Annotated in this window: 19 protein-coding genes; 4 read left to right on the top strand and 15 right to left on the bottom strand. The window is 64.5% G+C overall.

Annotated elements, in window-relative coordinates; genetic code table 11:
- Window positions 1–37: 37 nt before the first annotated feature.
- From CXY78_RS07745 to CXY78_RS07725, 5 genes are all read right to left on the bottom strand, one after another.
- Complete coding sequence (locus CXY78_RS07745) at window positions 38–1189, bottom strand: acyltransferase (RefSeq protein WP_233206118.1); 1152 nt, start codon at window positions 1187–1189, stop codon at window positions 38–40.
- Between the two features lie 17 nt (window positions 1190–1206).
- Window positions 1207–2946 (bottom strand): FAD-dependent oxidoreductase, encoded by a 1740-nt coding sequence (locus CXY78_RS07740; RefSeq protein ID WP_233206117.1) that lies wholly within the window; start codon window positions 2944–2946, stop codon window positions 1207–1209.
- Window positions 2943–4217, bottom strand: coding sequence for a VCBS repeat-containing protein (locus tag CXY78_RS07735; protein WP_199182598.1), 1275 nt, complete (start codon window positions 4215–4217; stop codon window positions 2943–2945). The genes CXY78_RS07740 and CXY78_RS07735 overlap by 4 nt, the downstream gene beginning before the upstream one ends.
- The gene (gene wecB / locus CXY78_RS07730; protein WP_104088860.1) at window positions 4214–5380 is read right to left on the bottom strand and encodes a non-hydrolyzing UDP-N-acetylglucosamine 2-epimerase; all 1167 of its coding nucleotides are present in this window, start codon (window positions 5378–5380) and stop codon (window positions 4214–4216) included. Before wecB ends, CXY78_RS07735 begins: the two co-directional genes overlap by 4 nt.
- A gap of 66 nt (window positions 5381–5446) precedes the next feature.
- Window positions 5447–6130 (bottom strand): hypothetical protein, encoded by a 684-nt coding sequence (locus CXY78_RS07725; protein WP_134343665.1) that lies wholly within the window; start codon window positions 6128–6130, stop codon window positions 5447–5449.
- Window positions 6131–6352: 222 nt separating this feature from the next.
- Between CXY78_RS07725 and CXY78_RS07720 the strand changes: the two genes are divergently transcribed.
- From CXY78_RS07720 to CXY78_RS07710, 3 genes are read left to right on the top strand one after another with little or no spacing between them, the layout of a single operon-like run.
- Window positions 6353–7192, top strand: a complete 840-nt coding sequence (locus CXY78_RS07720) for an alpha/beta hydrolase fold domain-containing protein (RefSeq protein WP_104088857.1) — start codon at window positions 6353–6355, stop codon at window positions 7190–7192.
- Window positions 7189–7719 (top strand): hypothetical protein, encoded by a 531-nt coding sequence (locus CXY78_RS07715; RefSeq protein ID WP_092341058.1) that lies wholly within the window; start codon window positions 7189–7191, stop codon window positions 7717–7719. Before CXY78_RS07720 ends, CXY78_RS07715 begins: the two co-directional genes overlap by 4 nt.
- A complete protein-coding gene (locus CXY78_RS07710; protein ID WP_092341057.1) occupies window positions 7713–8642 on the top strand; it encodes an LLM class flavin-dependent oxidoreductase in 930 nt (309 codons plus the stop codon). Before CXY78_RS07715 ends, CXY78_RS07710 begins: the two co-directional genes overlap by 7 nt.
- A gap of 3 nt (window positions 8643–8645) precedes the next feature.
- Here the strand turns inward: CXY78_RS07710 and CXY78_RS07705 are convergent, their stop codons facing one another.
- The 4 genes from CXY78_RS07705 to infC form a co-directional block, all read right to left on the bottom strand.
- Window positions 8646–9446, bottom strand: coding sequence for an RNA methyltransferase (locus tag CXY78_RS07705; protein WP_092341056.1), 801 nt, complete (start codon window positions 9444–9446; stop codon window positions 8646–8648).
- A 133-nt stretch (window positions 9447–9579) separates the two neighbouring features.
- Window positions 9580–9972, bottom strand: coding sequence for a 50S ribosomal protein L20 (rplT, locus tag CXY78_RS07700; protein ID WP_092341055.1), 393 nt, complete (start codon window positions 9970–9972; stop codon window positions 9580–9582).
- A gap of 52 nt (window positions 9973–10024) precedes the next feature.
- Window positions 10025–10219 carry a 50S ribosomal protein L35 gene (gene rpmI, locus CXY78_RS07695; RefSeq protein ID WP_092341054.1) on the bottom strand — a complete coding sequence of 65 codons (195 nt, stop codon included), beginning with the start codon at window positions 10217–10219 and terminating at the stop codon, window positions 10025–10027.
- Window positions 10212–10838 carry a translation initiation factor IF-3 gene (gene infC, locus CXY78_RS07690; RefSeq protein WP_104088901.1) on the bottom strand — a complete coding sequence of 209 codons (627 nt, stop codon included), beginning with the start codon at window positions 10836–10838 and terminating at the stop codon, window positions 10212–10214. Before infC ends, rpmI begins: the two co-directional genes overlap by 8 nt.
- A gap of 289 nt (window positions 10839–11127) precedes the next feature.
- On the opposite strand from infC, the gene CXY78_RS07685 reads away from it, so the two are divergent.
- Entirely contained in the window at window positions 11128–11493 is a 366-nt protein-coding gene (locus CXY78_RS07685; protein WP_092341053.1) for a DUF1844 domain-containing protein, read from the top strand.
- A gap of 83 nt (window positions 11494–11576) precedes the next feature.
- Here CXY78_RS07685 and CXY78_RS07680 read toward each other — a convergent pair whose 3' ends face one another.
- From CXY78_RS07680 to hisB, 6 genes are all read right to left on the bottom strand, one after another.
- The gene (locus tag CXY78_RS07680) at window positions 11577–12365 is read right to left on the bottom strand and encodes a DNA-formamidopyrimidine glycosylase family protein (protein WP_104088855.1); all 789 of its coding nucleotides are present in this window, start codon (window positions 12363–12365) and stop codon (window positions 11577–11579) included.
- Window positions 12358–16983, bottom strand: a complete 4626-nt coding sequence (locus tag CXY78_RS07675; RefSeq protein ID WP_104088853.1) for an ATP-dependent helicase — start codon at window positions 16981–16983, stop codon at window positions 12358–12360. The genes CXY78_RS07680 and CXY78_RS07675 overlap by 8 nt, the downstream gene beginning before the upstream one ends.
- Window positions 16984–17028: 45 nt before the next feature.
- Entirely contained in the window at window positions 17029–17889 is an 861-nt protein-coding gene (locus CXY78_RS07670) for an SseB family protein (protein WP_092341050.1), read from the bottom strand.
- On the bottom strand, window positions 17889–18635 hold the full coding sequence (gene priA, locus CXY78_RS07665; protein WP_092341049.1) for a bifunctional 1-(5-phosphoribosyl)-5-((5-phosphoribosylamino)methylideneamino)imidazole-4-carboxamide isomerase/phosphoribosylanthranilate isomerase PriA: 747 nt from the start codon (window positions 18633–18635) through the stop codon (window positions 17889–17891). The genes CXY78_RS07670 and priA overlap by 1 nt, the downstream gene beginning before the upstream one ends.
- 83 nt (window positions 18636–18718) lie before the next feature.
- Window positions 18719–19348, bottom strand: coding sequence for an imidazole glycerol phosphate synthase subunit HisH (gene hisH, locus CXY78_RS07660; RefSeq protein ID WP_104088852.1), 630 nt, complete (start codon window positions 19346–19348; stop codon window positions 18719–18721).
- Window positions 19345–19968: an imidazoleglycerol-phosphate dehydratase HisB gene (gene hisB / locus CXY78_RS07655; RefSeq protein ID WP_104088850.1), complete on the bottom strand. Its 624-nt coding sequence runs from the start codon at window positions 19966–19968 to the stop codon at window positions 19345–19347. The genes hisH and hisB overlap by 4 nt, the downstream gene beginning before the upstream one ends.
- Window positions 19969–19972: the final 4 nt, after the last annotated feature.

Below are 19972 nucleotides of genomic sequence, written 5' to 3'. Positions count from 1 at the left end.
CGTCCAGGTCGGAAACCACCCTGAGGCCGGTGCAGACCTACTCGGTCAGAACCGGTACCGGCGCCGCGACCGGCACCCGACGAGGTCTGGACCAGCGGTCCATCGCCGGCTTTTCGACCAGGGCATACAGCCCCCATCCTCCGAGCAGGGTCGCGCCGAAGAAACCAACCACCACGAGCAGGGCAATCGGGCTGGAATAGGTCTCGTTCCCGAGCAGAATTCGCCCGAAGAAGATCACGACGCCCTGGCACAGATAGAAGCCGAACGAGGTATTGCCCAGCCACTGCATGACTCGGCTGGCCAGGAAGGCGTTCCCGCCCCTCAAGTCGGCGGCAGCACTGGTGCAGATCAGGGCTCCGATAGGAATGATCATGGCCAGCGTGAACGAGTACACAAAGGGCACAACTTGGGCGACGCCGTAGCCCACGAGGCAGAGCAGGAGAGCCTGGTACATCTTGAGGGGAATCCACCGCCCCGACAGCACGATCAGGGCCAGGATCGAGCCGAAAATGAACTCGAACAGACGCGGGGGCGGAAAGATATAGCCGAACCAGAACTGGGTGACCGAAATGGGTGTCAGGGCCGAGACCGGCGTCGCGGGAATGAGGTAGAGCGTGACGAGCTGCACCCCGGCCATGCACAGCACCATGACTCCCGCCCACGCCCAGAGGTGCCTGGGCGGAATTCGCCGCAGAAGGTTGATGATGAGCGGGAACAGCAGATAAAAGAGCAGCTCACTGCACAGGGTCCAGGACGGCGGGTTGACTGCCACATAGACCGATCCATCGGGCGAGTACGAGTTCAGCAGGAAGAGATTCGATATCGCCCCTAGCGGTGTCGTCAAGGCCGCGGCGAACAACACCATCGCCAGTACCCACATCACGATGTGGTTGGGAAAGATCTTGAGGAGTCGACGACGCCAGAAGCGCACGAACGGTTCCCCCGGTCTCGACGCCCACGCGAGCAGGAAGCCGCTAAGCACGAAGAAGAACGAAACTCCCGCGTAGCCCGCCTTGCTGAAGATGGACTCGAGGGTGTCCCCGAGCTCCTGGTCCTCGAACGGGTTGATGGCGTTGTTCGGTGGGATGGGCGAGTTCGACAGGGTGATGTGGAAGCAGAACACCAGGAGCGCTGCAAAAAAGCGCAGCCCGGTGAGCGACGGGAGCTTGCTCCGGACTGCATGGGGCACAGGCTGTAGGTTCGCGCTCATCGCCGAGCCGCCGCTCGGTCTTCAGCGGATGCTGCTGGCAGTTCGATTCCGAGCCGGTGGCCGAAGAAGCCGGTCGGATCCCACTCCAGTTTGGCTTGCTGGAGGCGGGGATAGTTGTCCTTGAAGTACAGCTGTTGCCAACCAACGCCGGAACGATTGTGCTCCGCCATGGCAACGTCCGTGTCGGGATAGTTGATGTAGCAGCCGTCCGTGTCATCACCGGGAACAGGGACTCCACCGGTGGCTGCGAACATGCCCTCGTAGGTGTCTCGCTCCCACCCGAGATAGTAAGCGTCTTCGGCCTGGTCGGACCAAAACGTCTGCAGGCAGAGCTTGAACGATGAGTTGCGCTGCGCGTTTGCCGTGGCGTGTTGTTCGACGGCATTCACCTGCCCACCGAAGGAGAACAGCACCATCATGGTGTTGGGGTTGGTGAAGCCGGGCTTCGTCATCTGCTGGTAGAGCACGCGGAGCTGCTCATTCGAAAACCGCTTATTCATGTAGGCCGACTTGTGCGCCCCCCGGCTGGTGGGATTCGTGATGGTGGGGTTGTCTGTTCCCACGAGTCGGGTGGCCTGCAACCAGGGGATCTCCTGGGGAGTGAAAAAGTCCGGAACGGCCGGAATCTCCCCGTTCGCCGTCGTGACCGGTTGTGGGGTGATTGCGACGCCAGCGAGGATGGCCGCCAGGTATTCCTCGAGTACAGCGCGCGCCTGGGGCGCGCCCGAGTCGATCTGGGTGAACATTCCCAGACTCCCGTGTGCCTTGTGGCTGACGTTGAACAGGCTGCTCAAATTCGCCTCTGGTGTTCCCGGCGCGCGATGCCTCTCGTGCCAGTCACCGAAATTCGTGAGCAAACGGCTGAATTTCTGCTCGTCCAGCTGGTCCCAGGGCAGGCTGATGGCGCTGACAAGAACCTTCGACGGTGCCGGGATGAGCTGCTTCTGGGGAGAAGCACCCCTGGCTCCCGGTGAACGAAACCAATATTTCGTGATGAGTCCGAAATTGCCGCCACCCCCGCCGGTATGGGCCCACCATAGGTCGCGTTTGTCCCCGACATCGTCTCGGGTCGCAACAACGGTTTTTACCGTGCGATCGGCGGCGACGGTCACCACCTCCACGGCATACAGGTGATCGACGGTGAGTCCGTGGGCGCGGGACAACAATCCATACCCACCGCCGGAGATGTGCCCACCAATTCCGACGCTGTAACAGATGCCCCCGGGGATGGTGACTCCCCAGTTCTTGTACAAGGTCTCGTAGACGTTCATGATGCGGGCGCCCGGCTCAACGGCGAAAGCCCGCATGCCTTTGTCGTAGTACACGGCGGTCATCGGCGAGAGGTCCAGGATGACCTGAATCTCCGGGTTGCAGACGAAGTCGGCAAAGCAATGCCCGCCGCTGCGGATCGACACCTTCTTCGTCTGGGCGACGGCATCTCGGAGTGCTGATTCCGCATCCGTCGTTGTGGTGATGAGTCTGACGTAGTCAGGGTTCGCCACAAATCGCTGGTTGTTTCCGGTCATCAGATCGGCGTACCGCCCGTCCCCCTTAGGCACAGTGGACCCGTCGGGGGTGTTGGGGCCGGACGATGACGGAATCGAGCCGGTCAGCGTATCGGGCGTGGCCGCGGACAGCGAGCCAGGTGACAGCGCCAGGGCTGCTCCGGCAAGGGTGCCGGTTGAACCGGTGAGGAACAACCGACGGTTGAGCGGGGAAGCTATTGAGCGCTTCACAGGAATTCTCCTGCCGCGGGTGCTCGAACGGTCAAATTTTGGTGCAGGGTGATCTGCGCCTTCGGTGCGACAAAATAGTGCGCGACCGAGTATGAGATGGTGGCGAAGTCGTCCACGCCACTTCCGCTAAAATCGCCCGCCACGATTCGAGCGACCGATTCGCGCGATACCCGCCACTTCAGGAACAAGCCCCGCGCTGCGTCGACCGCCTTGTAATACATCGCGCCCTGCCACGGATCAGGTCCGCGCAGCCCGACCAGAAATTCATCGTCACCGTCCCCATCGAAGTCGCGACACATGACCGTGTGGCCCGTTCCCTCCCCGTTCTCATTCGGGTCACCGTAGATATCGAGCACGTGCCGCCTCCACTCGCCCGGGACCCCGTTTTCGGGCGCCGTGCGGGCATACACCGCCACGGTATTTCCGTGGAATGGCTCGACAGCGGCGACGTACGCCAGAGCATTCGTTCCGAGACGTCCCCCGTCGACATCCCCGCTGCCCTTGAAGGTGGTCTGCTCGAACTGTGATTCCTCGCCGTCACCGACGTGCTCCCAGGTCCACTCCCCCGCAACCGCGTCGTAGTAGAGCCAGGTCACACCCTCATCCGATGCCATCAGGATGGAATCAAGGTCGGACCCGGGAATCAGGCCTTCCTTTCGGGCAACGCCATGGATCATTCGAAAGTCCCGGTTGGAGACGACCTCCATCGGCCACTCCGCAGCAGACCTGACATCCGCTGGTTGGGTGAAGAGCACGATGGGGAGCACGGCATGCACGCCCTCCACGGCCACGATCGGAAAGCCGATTATCTGCATCACATCGTTGCGTGTGAAGTGACCCAGGCGCAGGCGGTGCATCCCCGTGGCGCGACCAACATAGTGGCGCATCCATTGCTCACTCGTTTCGGCTGCGTTTCCCGGGTTTTCCAACCAATCGATCTTGCCGCCCTCCGGGTCGGCGTGGTGGATCGTTCCGCCGGGGCCGTAGAGCTGGTAGCACACGGCAAGATCGGCCAGACCGTTACCGGTAATGTCGCCGTGGTCCATCCCCACGGGTTCTTTTACCTTGTCCACAACAAGGCGCTTCTGCCACCCAGGGTTCTGGTACCAATAGATCTCACCGAGCGAGAGGCCGTAGCCGACCAGGTCCGGTCGACCGGTTCCCGTGATATCAGCGGCCTCAAGCCAGTACCCGTCGCGAAGGAAGTCGGTGACCGTCTCGGAACCGAAACGCGGTTCGAGGATACGAGACCCGTACGCGGACATCGTCATGCTGCGACTCTCACCGGCTCGGCCCCGGGAACAAAGGGCATTACAGCCGGTCCCCGGCCGAAGAAGTGCGCCACCGCGGCGACGGTGCGTTGGGTGGCGCATCCGTCCCCGTACGGGTTGATGGCCTCGGCCATCTCACGATACGCATCTTCGTCGTCGAGAAGGTGCCGCACCTGTGCCACGATGTGCGGGCGGGACCGGCTGACGAGTCGGGAACTGCCCGTCAGGATCGATTCCTGTCGCTCGGTGATGTCGCGCAGCACGAGCGTCGGCTTGCCGAGGGCCGGGCCTTCTTCTTCAGCCCCCGAACTGTCCGACAAGATGATGTCGCTGCGAACGAGCAATCGGCAGAAGCTCAGATACGGGAGCGGATCCACGATCGTGACGTTGTCGAGGCCGGAGAGGATGGGAAGCATGATCGAACGCACGAGGGGGTTCAAGTGCAGGGGCACGACAATCCGCACCCCAGGATCCTGGGCGATATCGAACAGTGCGCCCGCGATTTCCCGCATCGGCTGACCCAATGATTCCCGTCGGTGTGAGGTGGCGACGATCACGCGACGCGGATCGTCGTCCAGGTCCTCGAGCGCGGCGTCTCCATAGGAACCGAGGTTCTGCAGCCCCCATTCAAGGGCATCCACGATGGTGTTTCCGGTCACGACGATCCGATTCTCTGGGATTCCCTCGCGAATGAGGTTGGCGCTGTTCCCCATCGTCGGTGCGAGGTGCAGGGCGGCGATTTGACCCACGAGCTTTCGGTTCACCTCTTCCGGATACGGAGATAGGTTGTTACCGCTCCTGAGACCGGCTTCGACGTGGATGATCGGAATCTGTTGGTGCAATGCGGCCAGCGCCCCAGCCAGAGTGGATGCCGTATCGCCGTGAACCATGACCGCGTCCATGCCGGCCAGGTGATCGCCGTCGCTGATGCCTTCGAGGATGCGGTGGGTGACCTGGCTGAGGGTCTGCTTGTCGCGCATAACCCGGAGGTCGAGATCGGGGGTGATACCAAATTCGGCCAGCGTCGAATCCAACATCTCCCGATGCTGCCCGGTTGAAATAAGTATCGGCGTGAATCGGGCGTCTTCCTGCAACGCTCTAATGATGGGTGCGAATTTCACGGCTTCGGGCCGGGTTCCAAAAATTAATCCGATGGTCTTCATGGTGCTCCTCAAGAGGTCGAGCCAGGTTTCGCAAGGGTGCCCCGCACTATGACGAGGACTCCGAATTCAGATCCGGTGGTATTCGACGGCAAGCCACACGCAGTCGGTGTCGGCGTGGTATTGGTGCCAGGGGTAGTGGAAGGTTCCGCCGACTCCGATGCAGAACGGAGTCGGGTTGGTATTCCCCGGGCTGAGCAACTGATCTTCGTAGAGTGTGTCTTCGTTTTCGGACATGAATTTCTGCATTCGGCCGCGCCCGAGCACCTGGGTGTGCACCTCGATGAAGTCGTGTTGATTGTGAATGCCGCAGTCAGTGCCGGCCGGGCTGAACCAGAGGTTGGCTCGCACCTCGAAGCGGGACGTCCCGATGGCGTTGTCAGTGATGCCGAGTATGTCGGCGCAATTCAGCTCCACCGTCCCCAACCGGTCCTGCGGCGATTTCAGAAGGACCGGAGAACCAAACTGGGAATCATAGAAGTTCGTCCACCCACGGTGTACGAGTTGAGCTTCCTGCACGGCTGGTGATTCTATGGTCAGGACGATGAGTTTCTCGCCGGCGACCGTGCCCTGCCGAAGAATCGTAGATGAGAGGGCGGGGAGGATGCTCCGTTGGGAACCGGAGGTGAACGCGCGGGTGGGTGCCACGTTCACGACGATGCCTGCTCCGACGATCGGCACTTCTGCCGGATCGTCGAGCACGCGGGCTGAAATAAGATCGCTGGTGAAGTTAAGGAGTCTCGCTCTTTCCATTTCTTAGGTCCCTCAGTTTGGCCTCTGCGAGGCTTTTAGGACACAAGATGCCGCTTCAGCGGCCCGGGAAGAGAACTGAAACAACGCGGTCACCTGCGCCGATCAACAGCTCTGTTACAACGCCCCCAGTATGGGTGGTGGTATTCCCCAGTATCCACACCCTGTCAGTGATAGGCAGCGCAGGGAGAGGCGGTGACCCGCCGTTCTTGTCAGGATCGACCTATGAGATTCGGCGCGATGACAGCAGCATCCGTGCGGTGGTCCGAGTCGGAAGTGCAGGCCGAAGACGGGTATCGCATCCCGCTCAGAATCTATGACGGTCCCCGAGCCGGCCTGGCCACACTGGTATGGGCGCACGGCGGAAGCTGGACGCGCGGTTCCCTTGAGGACTGGCACGCGGCATGCCTGGCCCTGACCTCCCTGTGCGGCCTTCGTATCGTCAATGTCGGCTATCGGCTGGCTCCGCGGTGGACGCACCCCACCGCCCTGAATGACCTACTCAGGGTGGTGCGGTGGGCGTCCGCGCATCTGACAGACCCCGCGAGCCAGCTGGTGATTGGCGGGGACAGCGCCGGAGGCACGATTGCCGCTGGCGCTGCATTGTGGTGCCGTGATCACGGAATTCCCCTCGCGGGACAAATACTGGCCTACCCACCCTTGGACCCAGAGTGCACAGCGCCTTCCTACCTCGCCATGCCGGCACGATTCCCGGAGCGTCGCCAGCTTCAACAAGCGTGGGCTCGCTACCGGGGGCCACTCGCCGACCGAATGGGTGAGTCCTACCTGACACCGCTGAACGGGTCAGACCTGTCCGGACTCTGTCGCACCGCCCTCATCACGGGGACCTTCGATCCTGTCTCAGACGACGTGCGATCCTACGCCGCAAACCTGCAGCGCGACGGAGTTCCTGCCCTTCTGCACATCGATCCGGCGCTGGAGCACGGCGACTTTCTGTTTCAGAGAGGACCGCGGCCCAATCCTGTGCACGTCTGGATCAACACAGTGCTGGACACCTGGTTCGACACCACACACGACCACAACAGAATGAGGACCCCACGATGACCAGCCCATACCCGATTGACCTCTCGGTGACAGACAATGCTTCAGCCCTTCTCCGGCACTTCGCCGATCTCCGCGACGGCACGCACGGTCAGGCGCACAGTCGTGCCGACAAGGAGGCTCTGTTCGCGACCACAGCGACGCTCATGGATTCGCCGTGCCGCTCAGCGCTGACAGAACTGAATGCGGCGCTCTTGCTGAACACTGGAACGATCCACAGCACCGGTGTGGCCCGAACGCAGGACGGCGGGCTCGGCTGCTCGTGGACGCTGTCGTGGCCCCGTCAGGTAGCCGCAGAGATCCCTCCGATCACTCTGACGGCCTACTTCGGCCGCAACTTTCACCATCCACATCTCCGCGGAGGGACGGTGCGCGACTGGCCTCTCAACGTATTCACCCCCCTGCAGGCTGCGGGCGAGCTGCCGACGTTACGCGCGATAGCGGCCGCCGAACTGCACAACCTGGTCTTCCTCGCGGATTTCCGCATCGTGCCGGCAACCGGACCTGCTGAAGCAGTTTCGCCGTGGTGAGGCTGTCGATTCTTGACCAGTCGCCGATCGCCGAAGGCACGACCGCTGCTGCGGCAATCCGCGACACGGTGCGGCTGGGGACGGTGGCGGCCGAGCTCGGTTATGAGCGTTTCTGGGTGGCCGAGCATCACGACTCCCCCAGTTTCGCCGGCACTGCACCGGAGATTTTAGCGCTCGCGCTCCTCGAAAACACGAGCGGGATCCGGATCGGTACCGGCGGGGTGCTGCTCGCTCGGTACACTCCGGCGAAGGTGGCCGAGACGTTCAATATTCTGGCTGCCTTGCACCCAGGGCGAGTCGATCTGGGGATCGGGCGGGCCGGCGACCGCGACGGTTCATACCCCGCGAAGGTTGTTGAGTTGCACGAGAGGCTGGGTCTCCTGCCCGATGATCCGGAACGCACGGATCTTCGACTCTGGATGCTGGGTGCCGGCCGCAGCACTGCCCCGGTCGCCGGAGCGATCGGAAGCGGCTACGCGCACGCCCACTTCTTGAATCAGGAATCCGCACAGGCTGCCCTGCACGCCTATCGAGACAGTTTTCTTCCCACCGTCCATCGCCTTGAGCCCGAGCCTCTTCTTGCCGTACGAGTCATCACAGCGGAGCACTCCAGCGTCGTGTCCGGGTTGCGGGAGATCGCCCTGCTGTGGCGGTCACGCAAAGACCTGGGTGATGACAGCCCGTTCCCCGCCATGAACGTGTCCTTGGCGCACCGCTGGAGCGGGCACGAAACGACCCGCCGCGCTGCCAACCAGTCATCGATTATTTCGGGAACACCACAGGACGTGAGACGTCAGCTTGAAGATCTGGCCCGCCTCCACGGTATCGACGAGATCATGGTCAACAGCCCGATTGCCGGGTATGCCGATCGAGAAGCTTCGTACGCCTTGCTCGCTGAGGCTTTTGCCCTGGTGCGGAAGTGATGCTCAGGCGCGCTGGGCGAATGCACTTTCATACAGGCAAACGGATGCCGCGGTCGCCAGGTTCATCGACTCGGCTTCGCCGTAGATCGGCACGCTGACACTGCGGTCGACCCGAGCGAGGTCTTCGTCGGTCAGGCCGCGAGCTTCGTTGCCGAACAGCCACACGGTCGGAGCTGCGAGCAGCCCCTCGTTGCGGGCGGTGAGCAAGTCGGAGCCTTTAATGTCGGCGGCGAACAGCTGCAGGCCGGCGGCGCGGGCACGGTCGAGCACGTCGGAAAGGTCGGCCGCGATGGCGACGGGCAGGTGAAAGATGGAGCCGGTCGAGGAACGGATGACCTTGGGGTTGTACAGGTCGACGCTGCGACCGGTGAGGATGACGGCGTCGGCGCCGGCGGCATCCGCTGCGCGAATGATGGTTCCTGCGTTTCCCGGGTCGCGTACCTCTTCAAGGATGGCGACGAGTTTGGGTTCGGCGTTGAAGATCTTCTTCACCGAGGTGGGGAACTGGTGGCAGACGGCCACGAAGCCCTGCGGGGTGACCGTGTCGGCCATGGCCTCGAGCACCTCTTCAGAGACGAACTCCACCTCAACCTGGGCGTCGACCGCTTTCTGGGCGAGGTCGGAGTAACGATCGAGCGCGGTCGGTGTGGCAAACAACTCCACGACCAGCTCTGGACGAAAGGTGAGGGCTTCGGAAACGGCCTGTGGGCCTTCGAGCAGAAACAGACCGGACTCGAGGCGCGCGTCGCGCTTAGCAAGTTTTGCGACGGCACGGACGCGCGGTGAACGTGAATTATCAAGCATGTACCCCAGTTTAGGTGCACAGCGAATGCGTACAAAAAAGGAGCGGGTGACCAGGTCACCCGCTCCTTGTTTTGAGCCGTTCACGACATTCACGCCCAGGAGGCAGCCAGTGATGAACGGTTCGGTTGACGCATTACGCCGTGACGGAGACCTTCGGTGCCGAGGTGTCGGCGGGAAGAGCAGCCTTGGCGCTCTCAACGAGGGCGGCGAACGTCGCTGCCTCGTTGACGGCCAGGTCGGCGAGGATACGACGGTCAACCTCGATGCCAGCCAGGCCGAGGCCCTGGATCAGACGGTTGTAGGTGAGGCCATTCGCGCGCGACGCAGCGTTGATCCGCTGAATCCACAGGCGACGGAAATCGCCCTTGCGTGCGCGACGGTCACGGTAGCTATAGGTGAAGGAGTGAGTGAGCTGCTCCTTCGCCTTGGTGACCAGGCGTGAACGCTGACCGCGGTAGCCCTTGGCGCGTTCGAGAATAACGCGGCGACTCTTGTGGGCGTTTACGGCCCTCTTTACTCTTGCCATTTTCTACAAATCCTTATTCGTATTTACGAGGCCTGGTTTCCGGTGTTGGAATTTACAGACCGAGAAGCTTCTTGATGACCTTCTGGTCTGACTTGGCCAGCACCTGGTCTTGGTTCAAACGGGACTTGCGCTGCGTGCTCTTGACCTCGAGGTTGTGTCGAAGTCCGGCCTGCTGCTTCATGATCTTTCCGCTGCCGGTGACCTTGAAACGCTTCTTGGTTCCGGAGTGGGTCTTCATCTTAGGCATCTGGTTCCTCCTGTTTCGCTGCCTTGTCGGCAACCTTGTCTGCCTTATCGGCTACCTTGTCTGCCTTCTCGGCAGCCTTGTGGGCGTTGATCTCAGCCTTGGCTTCTGACTTGTTCTTCAACGGGCCAATCACCATGACCATGTTTCGACCGTCGATCGTCGGAGTAGATTCCACGGAACCGTACTCGGCGACATCCTCGGCAAATTTTTGGAGCAGTCGTACGCCCTGATCGGGTCGGGACTGTTCGCGGCCACGAAAAAGAATCATGGCCTTGACCTTGTCACCGCTCTTCAGGAAGCCTTCGGCGCGTTTGCGCTTGGTCTCGTAGTCGTGCGTATCAATCTTGAGACGGAAACGAACCTCCTTGAGGATCGTGTTCGCCTGGTTGCGCCTGGCCTCCTTGGCCTTCTGCGCAGCCTCGTACTTGAACTTGCCGTAGTCCATGATCTTGGCCACGGGCGGCTTGGCTTCGGGTGCAACTTCGACGAGGTCGAGGTCGGCATCCTGTGCCAGGCGCAAGGCAACATCAATCGCCACGACCCCGACCTGCTCGCCGTTGGGACCAACGAGACGAACTTCGGGGACGCGTATACGGTCATTTGTACGGGGATCGCTGATGCGTCTCTCCTCTTGGTTAACTTCGTGATCACAACCAGCCAGCGGATGCTGACCAGGGACGAAGAGAGGAAAATCACGCGTTTTCCACACCAACTTTTTCGTTGACGTGTTCCACACGACACCCTGTCTACCCTCGCCCTGCCACCTTCCCGGAAGAGGTGATAACGCGACGGCGGAGTGCAATCTACCCGGTAACCTTGACGAAGCGGTATGCGCGGGTGGGAGATTCTCCACTTTCGTACCGAGACTATTGTCCCGGAACCAAAGATTAGCCTAGCAGAGGAATGCAGTGAGCCAAAGTTTTGAGCACGATACGAGTTTTGAGCAGGATGCAGCACAAGCCACACGCGATATCGCCGATGTGGCCGCTGTGGAGATCATCACCACGGCCGCGGTGCACCTGATGAGCGCGGCCGCCGTGAAGTGTGGACTGGCCGAAGACCCCGACGCCCAGATCGACCTCGACGAAGCCCGCAAACTCATCACGGCCCTCGCCGGGCTGGTCACGGCAGCGGCTCCCGACATCGCCGATATGCATGCCCGCAGCCTGCGTGACGGACTGCGTTCCCTGCAACTCGCGTTCCGCGAGGCATCCGCCATTCCCGACGCCATCGGCGAGGGCCCCGGCGAGAAGTACACCGGACCGGTCAACTAGCCCATTTTTTTTCCAGCGGATGCCGCGGTCGCCCCGACCGACGGCATCCGCTTTGTGTTGTGAGCACCCGAGCGGACCCCGAGCTAGATCTGGCAGCGGGGGCACCAGAATGTGTTGCGCTGCTCGACATCACTCCGGCCCAGGGTGCCGCGACTGATGCGGGTACCGCAGCGCCGGCACGGCTGGCCGCCTCTCCCGTACACCCACACTTGCGCTCCGCGGCGCAGGTTGCCAGTGGTCGTGCGTTCGTCGCGGTCCTTGTTGGCCAGAAGCAGACGGCGGGCCAGCGCGACGAGCCCGGCGATATCGCTGACCTCAGCCATGGGCCGGGTCGGCAGCAGTCCACGCAGAAAACAGAGCTCGTTGACGTAGACATTGCCGAGTCCGGCGAGATTGCGCTGGTCGGCGAGCGCGAGAATAACCGGTTGGTCGGGCCTGGCAGCGAGTCGATTGGTGGCCTCGGCACCGTCGACCGCGCTCCAATCGGGGCCCAGCAGGTCGGGCCCGAGATAGCCGACCACCTCCGACTCGGCGCGGGTCGGCACGAGTTCCAGAATGCCCAGCTCGAAACCGACGGCGACCCACTCGAGGGTCTGCAGCACGATACGCGCCTGGAACGCCGGCCGGTGCCAGCGCGTGCCCGGCCGGTAGAGGTGCCAGGCACCCTCCATTTTGAGATGCGAGTGGATACTCGTCTCGCCGACCCGATGCAGCAGGTGTTTGCCGTAACTCACGACCTCGTGCACGGTCTGCCCGGTCAGGTCGACGGTGGCGAAGGCCGGCACCCGAATGTCGCAGCCGGTCAGGATGTTTCCGCGCAGGGCCTGGTCGAGGGAACGGGCCGTGCGGTAGACGGTATCGCCCTCAGGCACGCAGCCTCAGCCCCTTCGGCGTTTCGGTGAATCCGGCGGCGCGCAGGGCCGCGCCGAGTTCGGTGCCGATCACGAACACGCCGTTGGCCGTTTCCACGGCGATCTTCTGGATGCGCCCGGCAGTGACGAGGGCAGCCAGACTGGCGGTCGCTGCGGCGAGCACGGCAGCATCCGTCTCGTAGACAACCACAGTCTTGCCACCGCGCTCGACATAGAGCACGAGGCCGCCGTCGACGATCACGACCAGTGCTCCCGCCTTGCGACCCGGGCGGTGGGTGGTGTCCCCGGGCAGCGGCGGCCACGGCAGCGCGGCGCCGTAGGCGTTCGCCGGGTCCGCTGCGGCCAGGGTCACCGCGACGGCTGGCGAGGTGCGTCGGGCAGCGGACGGGTCGGATGCCCCCGCAGCGAAGGTGCGCAGCCGGTCGATGGTGCCGCCGGTGGCGAACTGGGCTGCGCCGAGCCCTTCGATGAAGTAGCCGCGACGGCAGCGGGCCATTTCTTCGAATCCGGTGAGCGTGCGGTAGACGAGCGAGAACCCCCCGGCGACACCCTCGGCCATCACCGCGCCGCGGGTCACGACGCCGTAGCGTTCCAGCAGGGTCTCCCCCAGTGCGTGCGCACGACGGGTCGGCGAGTCATCGGCCACCGGCAGGATCGACCACCGCCCCGACACCATTGGTGGTCCGCTGCGACTCGGCAGACTGGGCCGCGGCATCGATCGCCCGCGATGCAGGCGCGCCCGGGGCACGGCGCGGCTCTGCCGGTGCGCGGTATGCCCGCCGGCCAGGAGCGAGCGAACCGGGGCGAAGGTGTCGTTGTTGATCAGCCCGGCCCAGACCAGGTCCCACAGCGCCTGCACCAATTCCTTGTCGTCCTGGCTGCCCACGGCATCGGCGAGCTGGCGAAAGAAGTAGGCCCCGCCGCTGCCGAGGGTCGCGAGGATCTCCTGCTGCAGGGGCGTCGTGTCCACATCGATGGGCAGTGGCAGCGTGAGCTGGGCGGTTTCGGCGAGGTGCAGGCTGACCCAGCCGTCATTGCCGGCGAGGGTTCCCGCGCCCGCCCAGAGTACTTCGCCCGCGTTGGTGAGTTCGTCGAGCATGCCCGGCTGGTAGTCGCTCACTCGGGCTGGCAGAATGAGCGTCTCCCAGGCGGACGCCGGTATGCGCGCTCCCTCGAGCTGTTCCACAACGGATGCGACGCCGTCGATTCCGCGCAGCTTACCGCCCACGTGTTGCCAGGCCGGCAAAAACCGGCCGATAGCCTTCTGATCGACGGGTTCCACCTCGTGCCGAAGCGCGGCGAGGGAACGGCGGCGGAGGCGGCGCAGCACCTCGGAGTCGCACCATTCCGGGCCGGTGCCGTTCGGTCGGAATTCGCCGGCCACGATGCGTCGGGCATCAGCGAGGCGGCCGAGGGCAATCTGCACGACGGCCTCGCCCAGCCCGAACCGCTCGGCGACAGCCCGCGTGGTGAACGGTCCATGCGAGCGAGCAAAGCGGCTCATCAGGTCGCCGAGCGGGTCCTTGACGGATTCGGTAAACGCTGCCGGTACACCGATTGGGAGCGGAACCCCGAGTGCGTCGCGCAACCGGCTGGCGTCTTCGACGGCCGCCCAGCGGTCCTGGCCGCCGATGCTCACCCGGATCGCGCGGCGGGAGTCGACGAGGGCGTGCAGGGCGTCGTCGACGACGAGCGAGTCGGCGGCGGGCTGCGACTCGGGCGTGAGCATCCGCTCGGCCACTTCGACGGTGCTCAGCGGGCCGAGCGTGCGCAGCAGGTCGGCGACGCCTTCCACGCCATTCACTAAATAGTCGGGGGCGAGCCGTTGCAGCTCCCGGTCGGTCTGGTCGATGACGGTGGGGTCGAGAAGTTCACGCAGTTCCACCCGCCCGAGCAGTTCGGCGAGCAGGCTCGAGTCGATTGCGAGGGCCGTGGCGCGCCGCTCGGCCAGCGGAGTGTCGCCCTCATACATGAACGCGGCCACGTAGCCGAACAGCAGGGTGCTGGCGAACGGGCTGGCGGTCTCAGTTGTGGTTTCGACCAGGCGCAGTTCGCGGGAGGCGATCTGCCGGGCCAGCGCCCCGAGGGCCGGCAGGTCGTAGACGTCCTGCAGGCATTCGCGCAGGGTCTCGAGAATGATCGGAAAAGTGGGAAAGGTGCGGGCCACGTCGAGCAGCTGCGCGGCTTTTTGCCGCTGCTGCCAGAGGGGCGAGCGGACACCGGGCTTGTACCGGGGCAGGAGCAGGGCCCGAGCGGCGCACTCGCGAAACCGGGAGGCGAACAGCGCGGAGCCGCCGACCTCGTCGGTGACCAGCTGTTCGAGCTCGTCGGGATCGAACACGAACAGGTCACTGCCGGGCGGTTCGGTTTCGGTGTCGGGGATGCGCACGACGATGCCGTCGTCGCTAGCGACGCAGGAGCCATCGATTCCGTAGCGCTCGCGCACGCGGGCCCCGACGGCGAGTGCCCACGGTGCGTGCACCGGCGTGCCGTATGGCGAGTGCAGCACCACGCGCCAGTCCCCGAGTTCATCGCGGAACCGTTCGACCACGAGCGTGCGGTCAGTAGGCAGCTGGCCCGTTGCACCGCTTTGCTCGCCCAGGAAGGCAAGCAGGTTACTGATGGCGCGCTGATCGAGGCCGCCCACGGCACAGCGCTCCCGCGCCGCATCGGCCGGCAGGCTCCCGACTTCGCGCACGAAAGCACCGATGGCCTGACCGAGTTCGGCCGGGCGGCCGAGGCCGTCACCCTTCCAGAACGGCAACCGCCCCGGCTGCCCAAACGCGGGCACGACGAGTACCCGGTCGTGGGTGATCTCCTGGATGCGCCAGCTCGTGGTGCCGAGCGCGAAGACATCGCCCACCCTCGATTCGTAGACCATCTCTTCGTCGAGTTCGCCGACCCGTTTGCCGGTGATCTGCTCGCCGCCGACCATGAAGACGCCGAACAGACCGCGGTCAGGGATGGTGCCGCCGCTGGTGACGGCCAACCGCTGCGCGCCGGGACGGCCGGTCAGGGTGCCGGCGTCGCGATCCCAGACGATGCGCGGGCGCAACTCGGCGAACTGGTCAGAGGGGTAGCGGCCGGCGAGCAGGTCGAGGGTGGCCTCGTAGGCGGAGCGGGGCAGCGTCGCGAACGGTGCGCTGCGCCGAACCATGTCGAACCAGGTCTCCACGTCGATCGGTTCGAGCGCGCAGGCCGCGACGGTCTGCTGGGCCAGAATGTCGAGCGGGTTGGTGGGAACCCGCAGCGATTCGATCGCGCCGGCCACCATTCGCTCGGCCGCGACCGCCGCGTGGATCAGGTCTGCCCGGTGCTTGGGGTAGATCACCCCGCGACTGATCTCACCGACCTGGTGCCCGGCGCGGCCGAGCCTCTGCAGCCCGCTCGACACCGACGGCGGTGACTCGACCTGCACGACCAGGTCGACGGCGCCCATATCGATGCCGAGTTCCAGGCTCGACGTGGCAACGACACAGCGCAGCCGGCCCGATTTCAGGTCGTCTTCAATGAGCGCGCGTTGTTCTTTGCTGACCGAACCGTGATGTGCGCGGGCGAGCAGCGGCTCGGCGCCATCGGTTTGGCCGCTCGCGCCCATCAGTTCGGCTGGCGGGCGAACGGCCGGAGGACTCCACACAACACCTCCGTGCACCACGGGAACCAGAGCGGAGGCCGCCAGCCTCTCGGCATAGATTTCGTTGAACCGGGCCGTCAGGCGTTCGGTGAGCCGTCGCGAATTGGCAAACACGATGCTCGAGGAGTGTGCCAGCACTTCGTCGACGATGGCCTCTTCGACGTGGGGCCAGATCGATCCGGTCTGCGGCGCCGCGGCCGACGTGACCCCCTCGCGTTGAGGCACCGGCCCGAGGTCGCTCATGTCATCGACCGGAACGACCACACGCAGATCGAACCTTTTCAGCGCGGGCGGCGACACGATCTGCACCGGGGCGGCGCCGCCCAGAAACCGTGCGACTTCGCTCTGCGGGCGTACCGTAGCCGACAGTCCGATTCGCTGGGCCGGCTGATTGAGCAGTGCGTCGAGTCGTTCGAGGGACACGGCTAGGTGGGCGCCGCGTTTGCTCGCCGCGACCGCGTGCACCTCGTCGATGATGACCGTCTGCACACCGCGCAGCGATTCGCGGGCCGCCGACGTGAGCATCAAAAACAACGACTCCGGCGTAGTGATGAGAATGTCGGGCGGCGTGGTGATCAGTTTGCGGCGGTCGGCGGCAGGTGTGTCTCCGGAGCGCACCCCGACCGAGACGTGCGGCGGCTCGAGCCCGAGCCGCTCAGCGGCGCGGCTGACGCCCACCAGGGGCGCGCTGAGGTTGCGTTCCACGTCGACGCCGAGTGCTTTGAGCGGCGAAATATAAAGCACACGAGTGGCGGGTGCATGCTTGGTTTGCTCTGTTCCTGGTGCTGACTCGGTATAGAGCCGGTCGATGGCCCACAGAAACGCGGCCAGGGTCTTCCCTGATCCGGTCGGAGCCACGACGAGGGCGTGCGAGCCCTGCGAAATAGCGTTCCACGCCCCGAGTTGAGCCGCGGTCGGCGCGTCGAACGCTTCGGTGAACCAGGCCCGGGAGGCCAAGGAGAAACGATCGAGAACGTCGGTCATAGGGTTATTGTCGCCTACCCCACCGACATTCGTGCTGCGCAAAATCTAGGCCGAGGCGATGAGCTTCACCCGCAGCGAATCGACACCGGTCGTAATGACCTCGCTCTCCGACCAGCGAGTGCCGAGCCGGCTCAGAATGGTGTCCAGGTCGGGCTGGGTGAGGCCGTCGACCAGTTCCAGTTGTACCACCAGTTCGGGCCCCTCCAGCCGCCCCAACGGGTCGCCGGCTGAGAGCTGAACGGTCAGCACCGACAGCTCCGTTGCGATGGATGCGGCGAACGCGTCGGCCACATGATGGCTGGCATAACTCGGTGTCCAGGGCAGGGATTGGGCGATCGCCCAGAGCGCCGGTCGCCGGATGACGAATTCGCCGGGCGAGGTGGGGTCGAGCACCACGAGGTCGGTGTTTTCCTGCGCGGCGGCCAGGGCGACGCGCACGGCATCCGCTGGAACGGGTCGGGCGAGGGGATTCCAGGCCGTCATGGCGGCCGTGGAGGAGAAGGCGGGTAACACGGTGCGGCCGTCGGGACCGGCCACGGTGATGATCGACAGCTCCTGGGTTTTATCGATCGTCTGCCCGCGTGCGTTCAGGGCGGCCTCGCCGAGCTTCGTCACCAGCGGAATCAGCAGGCGGGAACCGCGGATGGCGTCGATGACGCTTTCTTCGCCCGCTTCCCGAGCCTGAAAGCGGGTGAGCGCCTCGGCAAGCGCGGCGGGGGCTGACCCGTCATCGCCGGCGTCCAGATTGGCCTCGAATCCTCGGCCGGCCCAGGGCTGACCGGCCGAATCGGCCAGCTCGCTCGGCTCACCGGGCTGGCCCGGCGAGCTTTGGGAACCGGGCTGGCTCTGTGAACCCGGTCGACCGGAGGGATCGCCCGTTGAGCCGAGGTTGCGCGCCTTTGCCATTAGTCCCCCGCGACGTCCAGGGCCTCGGCCAGAGTGAACGCGCCGGCATAGAGCGCTTTGCCAACGATGGCACCTTCCAGGCCGAGCGGCACCAGCTTGCGCAGCGCTTCGATGTCATCGAGGCTGGAGATACCGCCGGAGGCGATGACCGGCTTGCGGGTGCGATCGAGTACCTGGCGGAGCAGGTCGATGTTCGGGCCTTGCAGGGTGCCGTCCTTCGTGACGTCGGTCACGACATATCGAGCACAGCCGGCCTCCTCCAGCCGTTCGAGCACCTGCCAGAGGTCGCCCCCGTCCTTGGTCCAGCCGCGGGCCGCGAGGGTCGTGCCGCGCACGTCGAGTCCCACGGCCACGGCCTCGCCGTATTGCGCGATCACGCTGGCCGCCCACTCCGGGTTTTCCAGGGCCGCGGTTCCGAGGTTGATGCGTTTGACGCCCGTTGTCAGTGCTGCTTCCAGCGATGCATCATCGCGGATACCACCGGACAGCTCGATGTTGACACCCTTGACCTGGCGAATGACCTTCTTGATCACGCCGGTGTTGGTGCCGCGGCCGAATGCCGCATCGAGGTCCACGAGGTGAATCCATTCGGCGCCCTGTCTGGCCCAGTCGGCCGCAGCATCTACGGGGTCACCGTAGTTCGTTTCCGTACCCGCCTCGCCCTGCGTCAGGCGCACGGCCTTGCCTCCGGCCACATCGACGGCGGGCAGGAGGACGAGCCTCGGTGTCTTGTTGAACTCGCTCATTGGTGTCCTCGGTTGTGCGGTCGCAGGCTGCGGCCAATTTCATAGTGGTGGGGCGGATTGTGCAGTCTAGGCGCGCAGTTCTATTAGCGCAGGGTACCGATCCAGTTTTTCAACAAGCGGATGCCCGCCTCGCCCGATTTCTCCGGGTGGAACTGGGTTGCGGTGAGCGGACCGTTCTCGATCGCGGCCAGGAACGGCGCTCCGTGTTCGGCCCAGGTGAGCCGTGGTTCGGGGAACGGGGGCATGACCTCAAGCGTCCAGGACTGCGCGGCGTAGGAGTGCACGAAGTAGAATCGCTCGTCTTCGATCCCGCGAAACAGCTCGGAGCCCGGCGCGCTCGTGACGGTGTTCCAGCCCATGTGCGGCAGGATCGCGGCGGGAAGTTCGGTGACCGTTCCGGGCCATTCGCCGAGGCCCTCGGTGTCGACGCCTCGTTCGACCCCGTGCTCGAACATGACCTGCATTCCCACGCAGATTCCGAGCACCGGGCGATCGCCGGCCAGGCGACGGTCGACGATCTCGTCGCCGCGAACCGCTTTGAAGGCCTGCATGACGGCGCTGAACGCGCCAACACCGGGCACGACGAGGCCGTCGGCTTCGAGCGCGACCGTGCGGTCGCTCGTCAGGGTGACGTCAGCGCCGGCCAGTTCGAGCGCCTTGACCGCGGAGTGCACGTTGCCGGTGCCGTAATCGAAGACGACGACCCGAGTCACAGGGCTCCCTTGGTGGAGGGGATGCCCTGCACGAACGGGTCGAGGGCCTTGGCGAGACGGAACGCACGGGCGAAGGCCTTGAACTCGGCTTCGGCGATGTGGTGCGGGTCGCGGCCGCCCAGCACGGTGACGTGCACGGTCAGCCCGGCGTGAAAAGTGATCGCTTCGAAGACGTGACGCACCATGGAGCCGGTGAAGTGTCCGCCGATGAGGTGGAATTCGAAGCCGGCCGGCTCGCCGGCGTGCACGAGGTAGGGGCGACCCGAGATATCGACGACGGCCTGGGCGAGCGCCTCGTCGAGTGGCACGAGGGCATCACCGTAGCGGGAGATGCCCGACTTGTCGCCGAGCGCCTGGCGAATGGCCTGGCCGAGCACGATTCCCACGTCTTCGACGGTGTGGTGCACGTCTATTTCGATGTCACCGCTGGCGCGCACCGTGAGGTCGGTCAGGGAGTGCTTGGCGAAGGCTGTCAGCAGGTGGTCGTAAAACGGCACCGAGGTGTGGATATCGCTGACGCCGGTGCCATCGAGGTTCAGTGAGAGATCGATGCTGGATTCACTCGTCTCCCGTTGCAGGTGTGCGACGCGGGGCGCGGAAATGCCAACAGGTGAGCTCATAGCG

This window comes from Cryobacterium sp. N19 (assembly GCF_002929595.1).
Taxonomy (GTDB): domain Bacteria; phylum Actinomycetota; class Actinomycetes; order Actinomycetales; family Microbacteriaceae; genus Cryobacterium; species Cryobacterium flavum.
The sequence above is the reverse complement of the archived record's forward strand: the minus strand, read 5'-3'. Positions and strand labels throughout refer to the sequence as shown.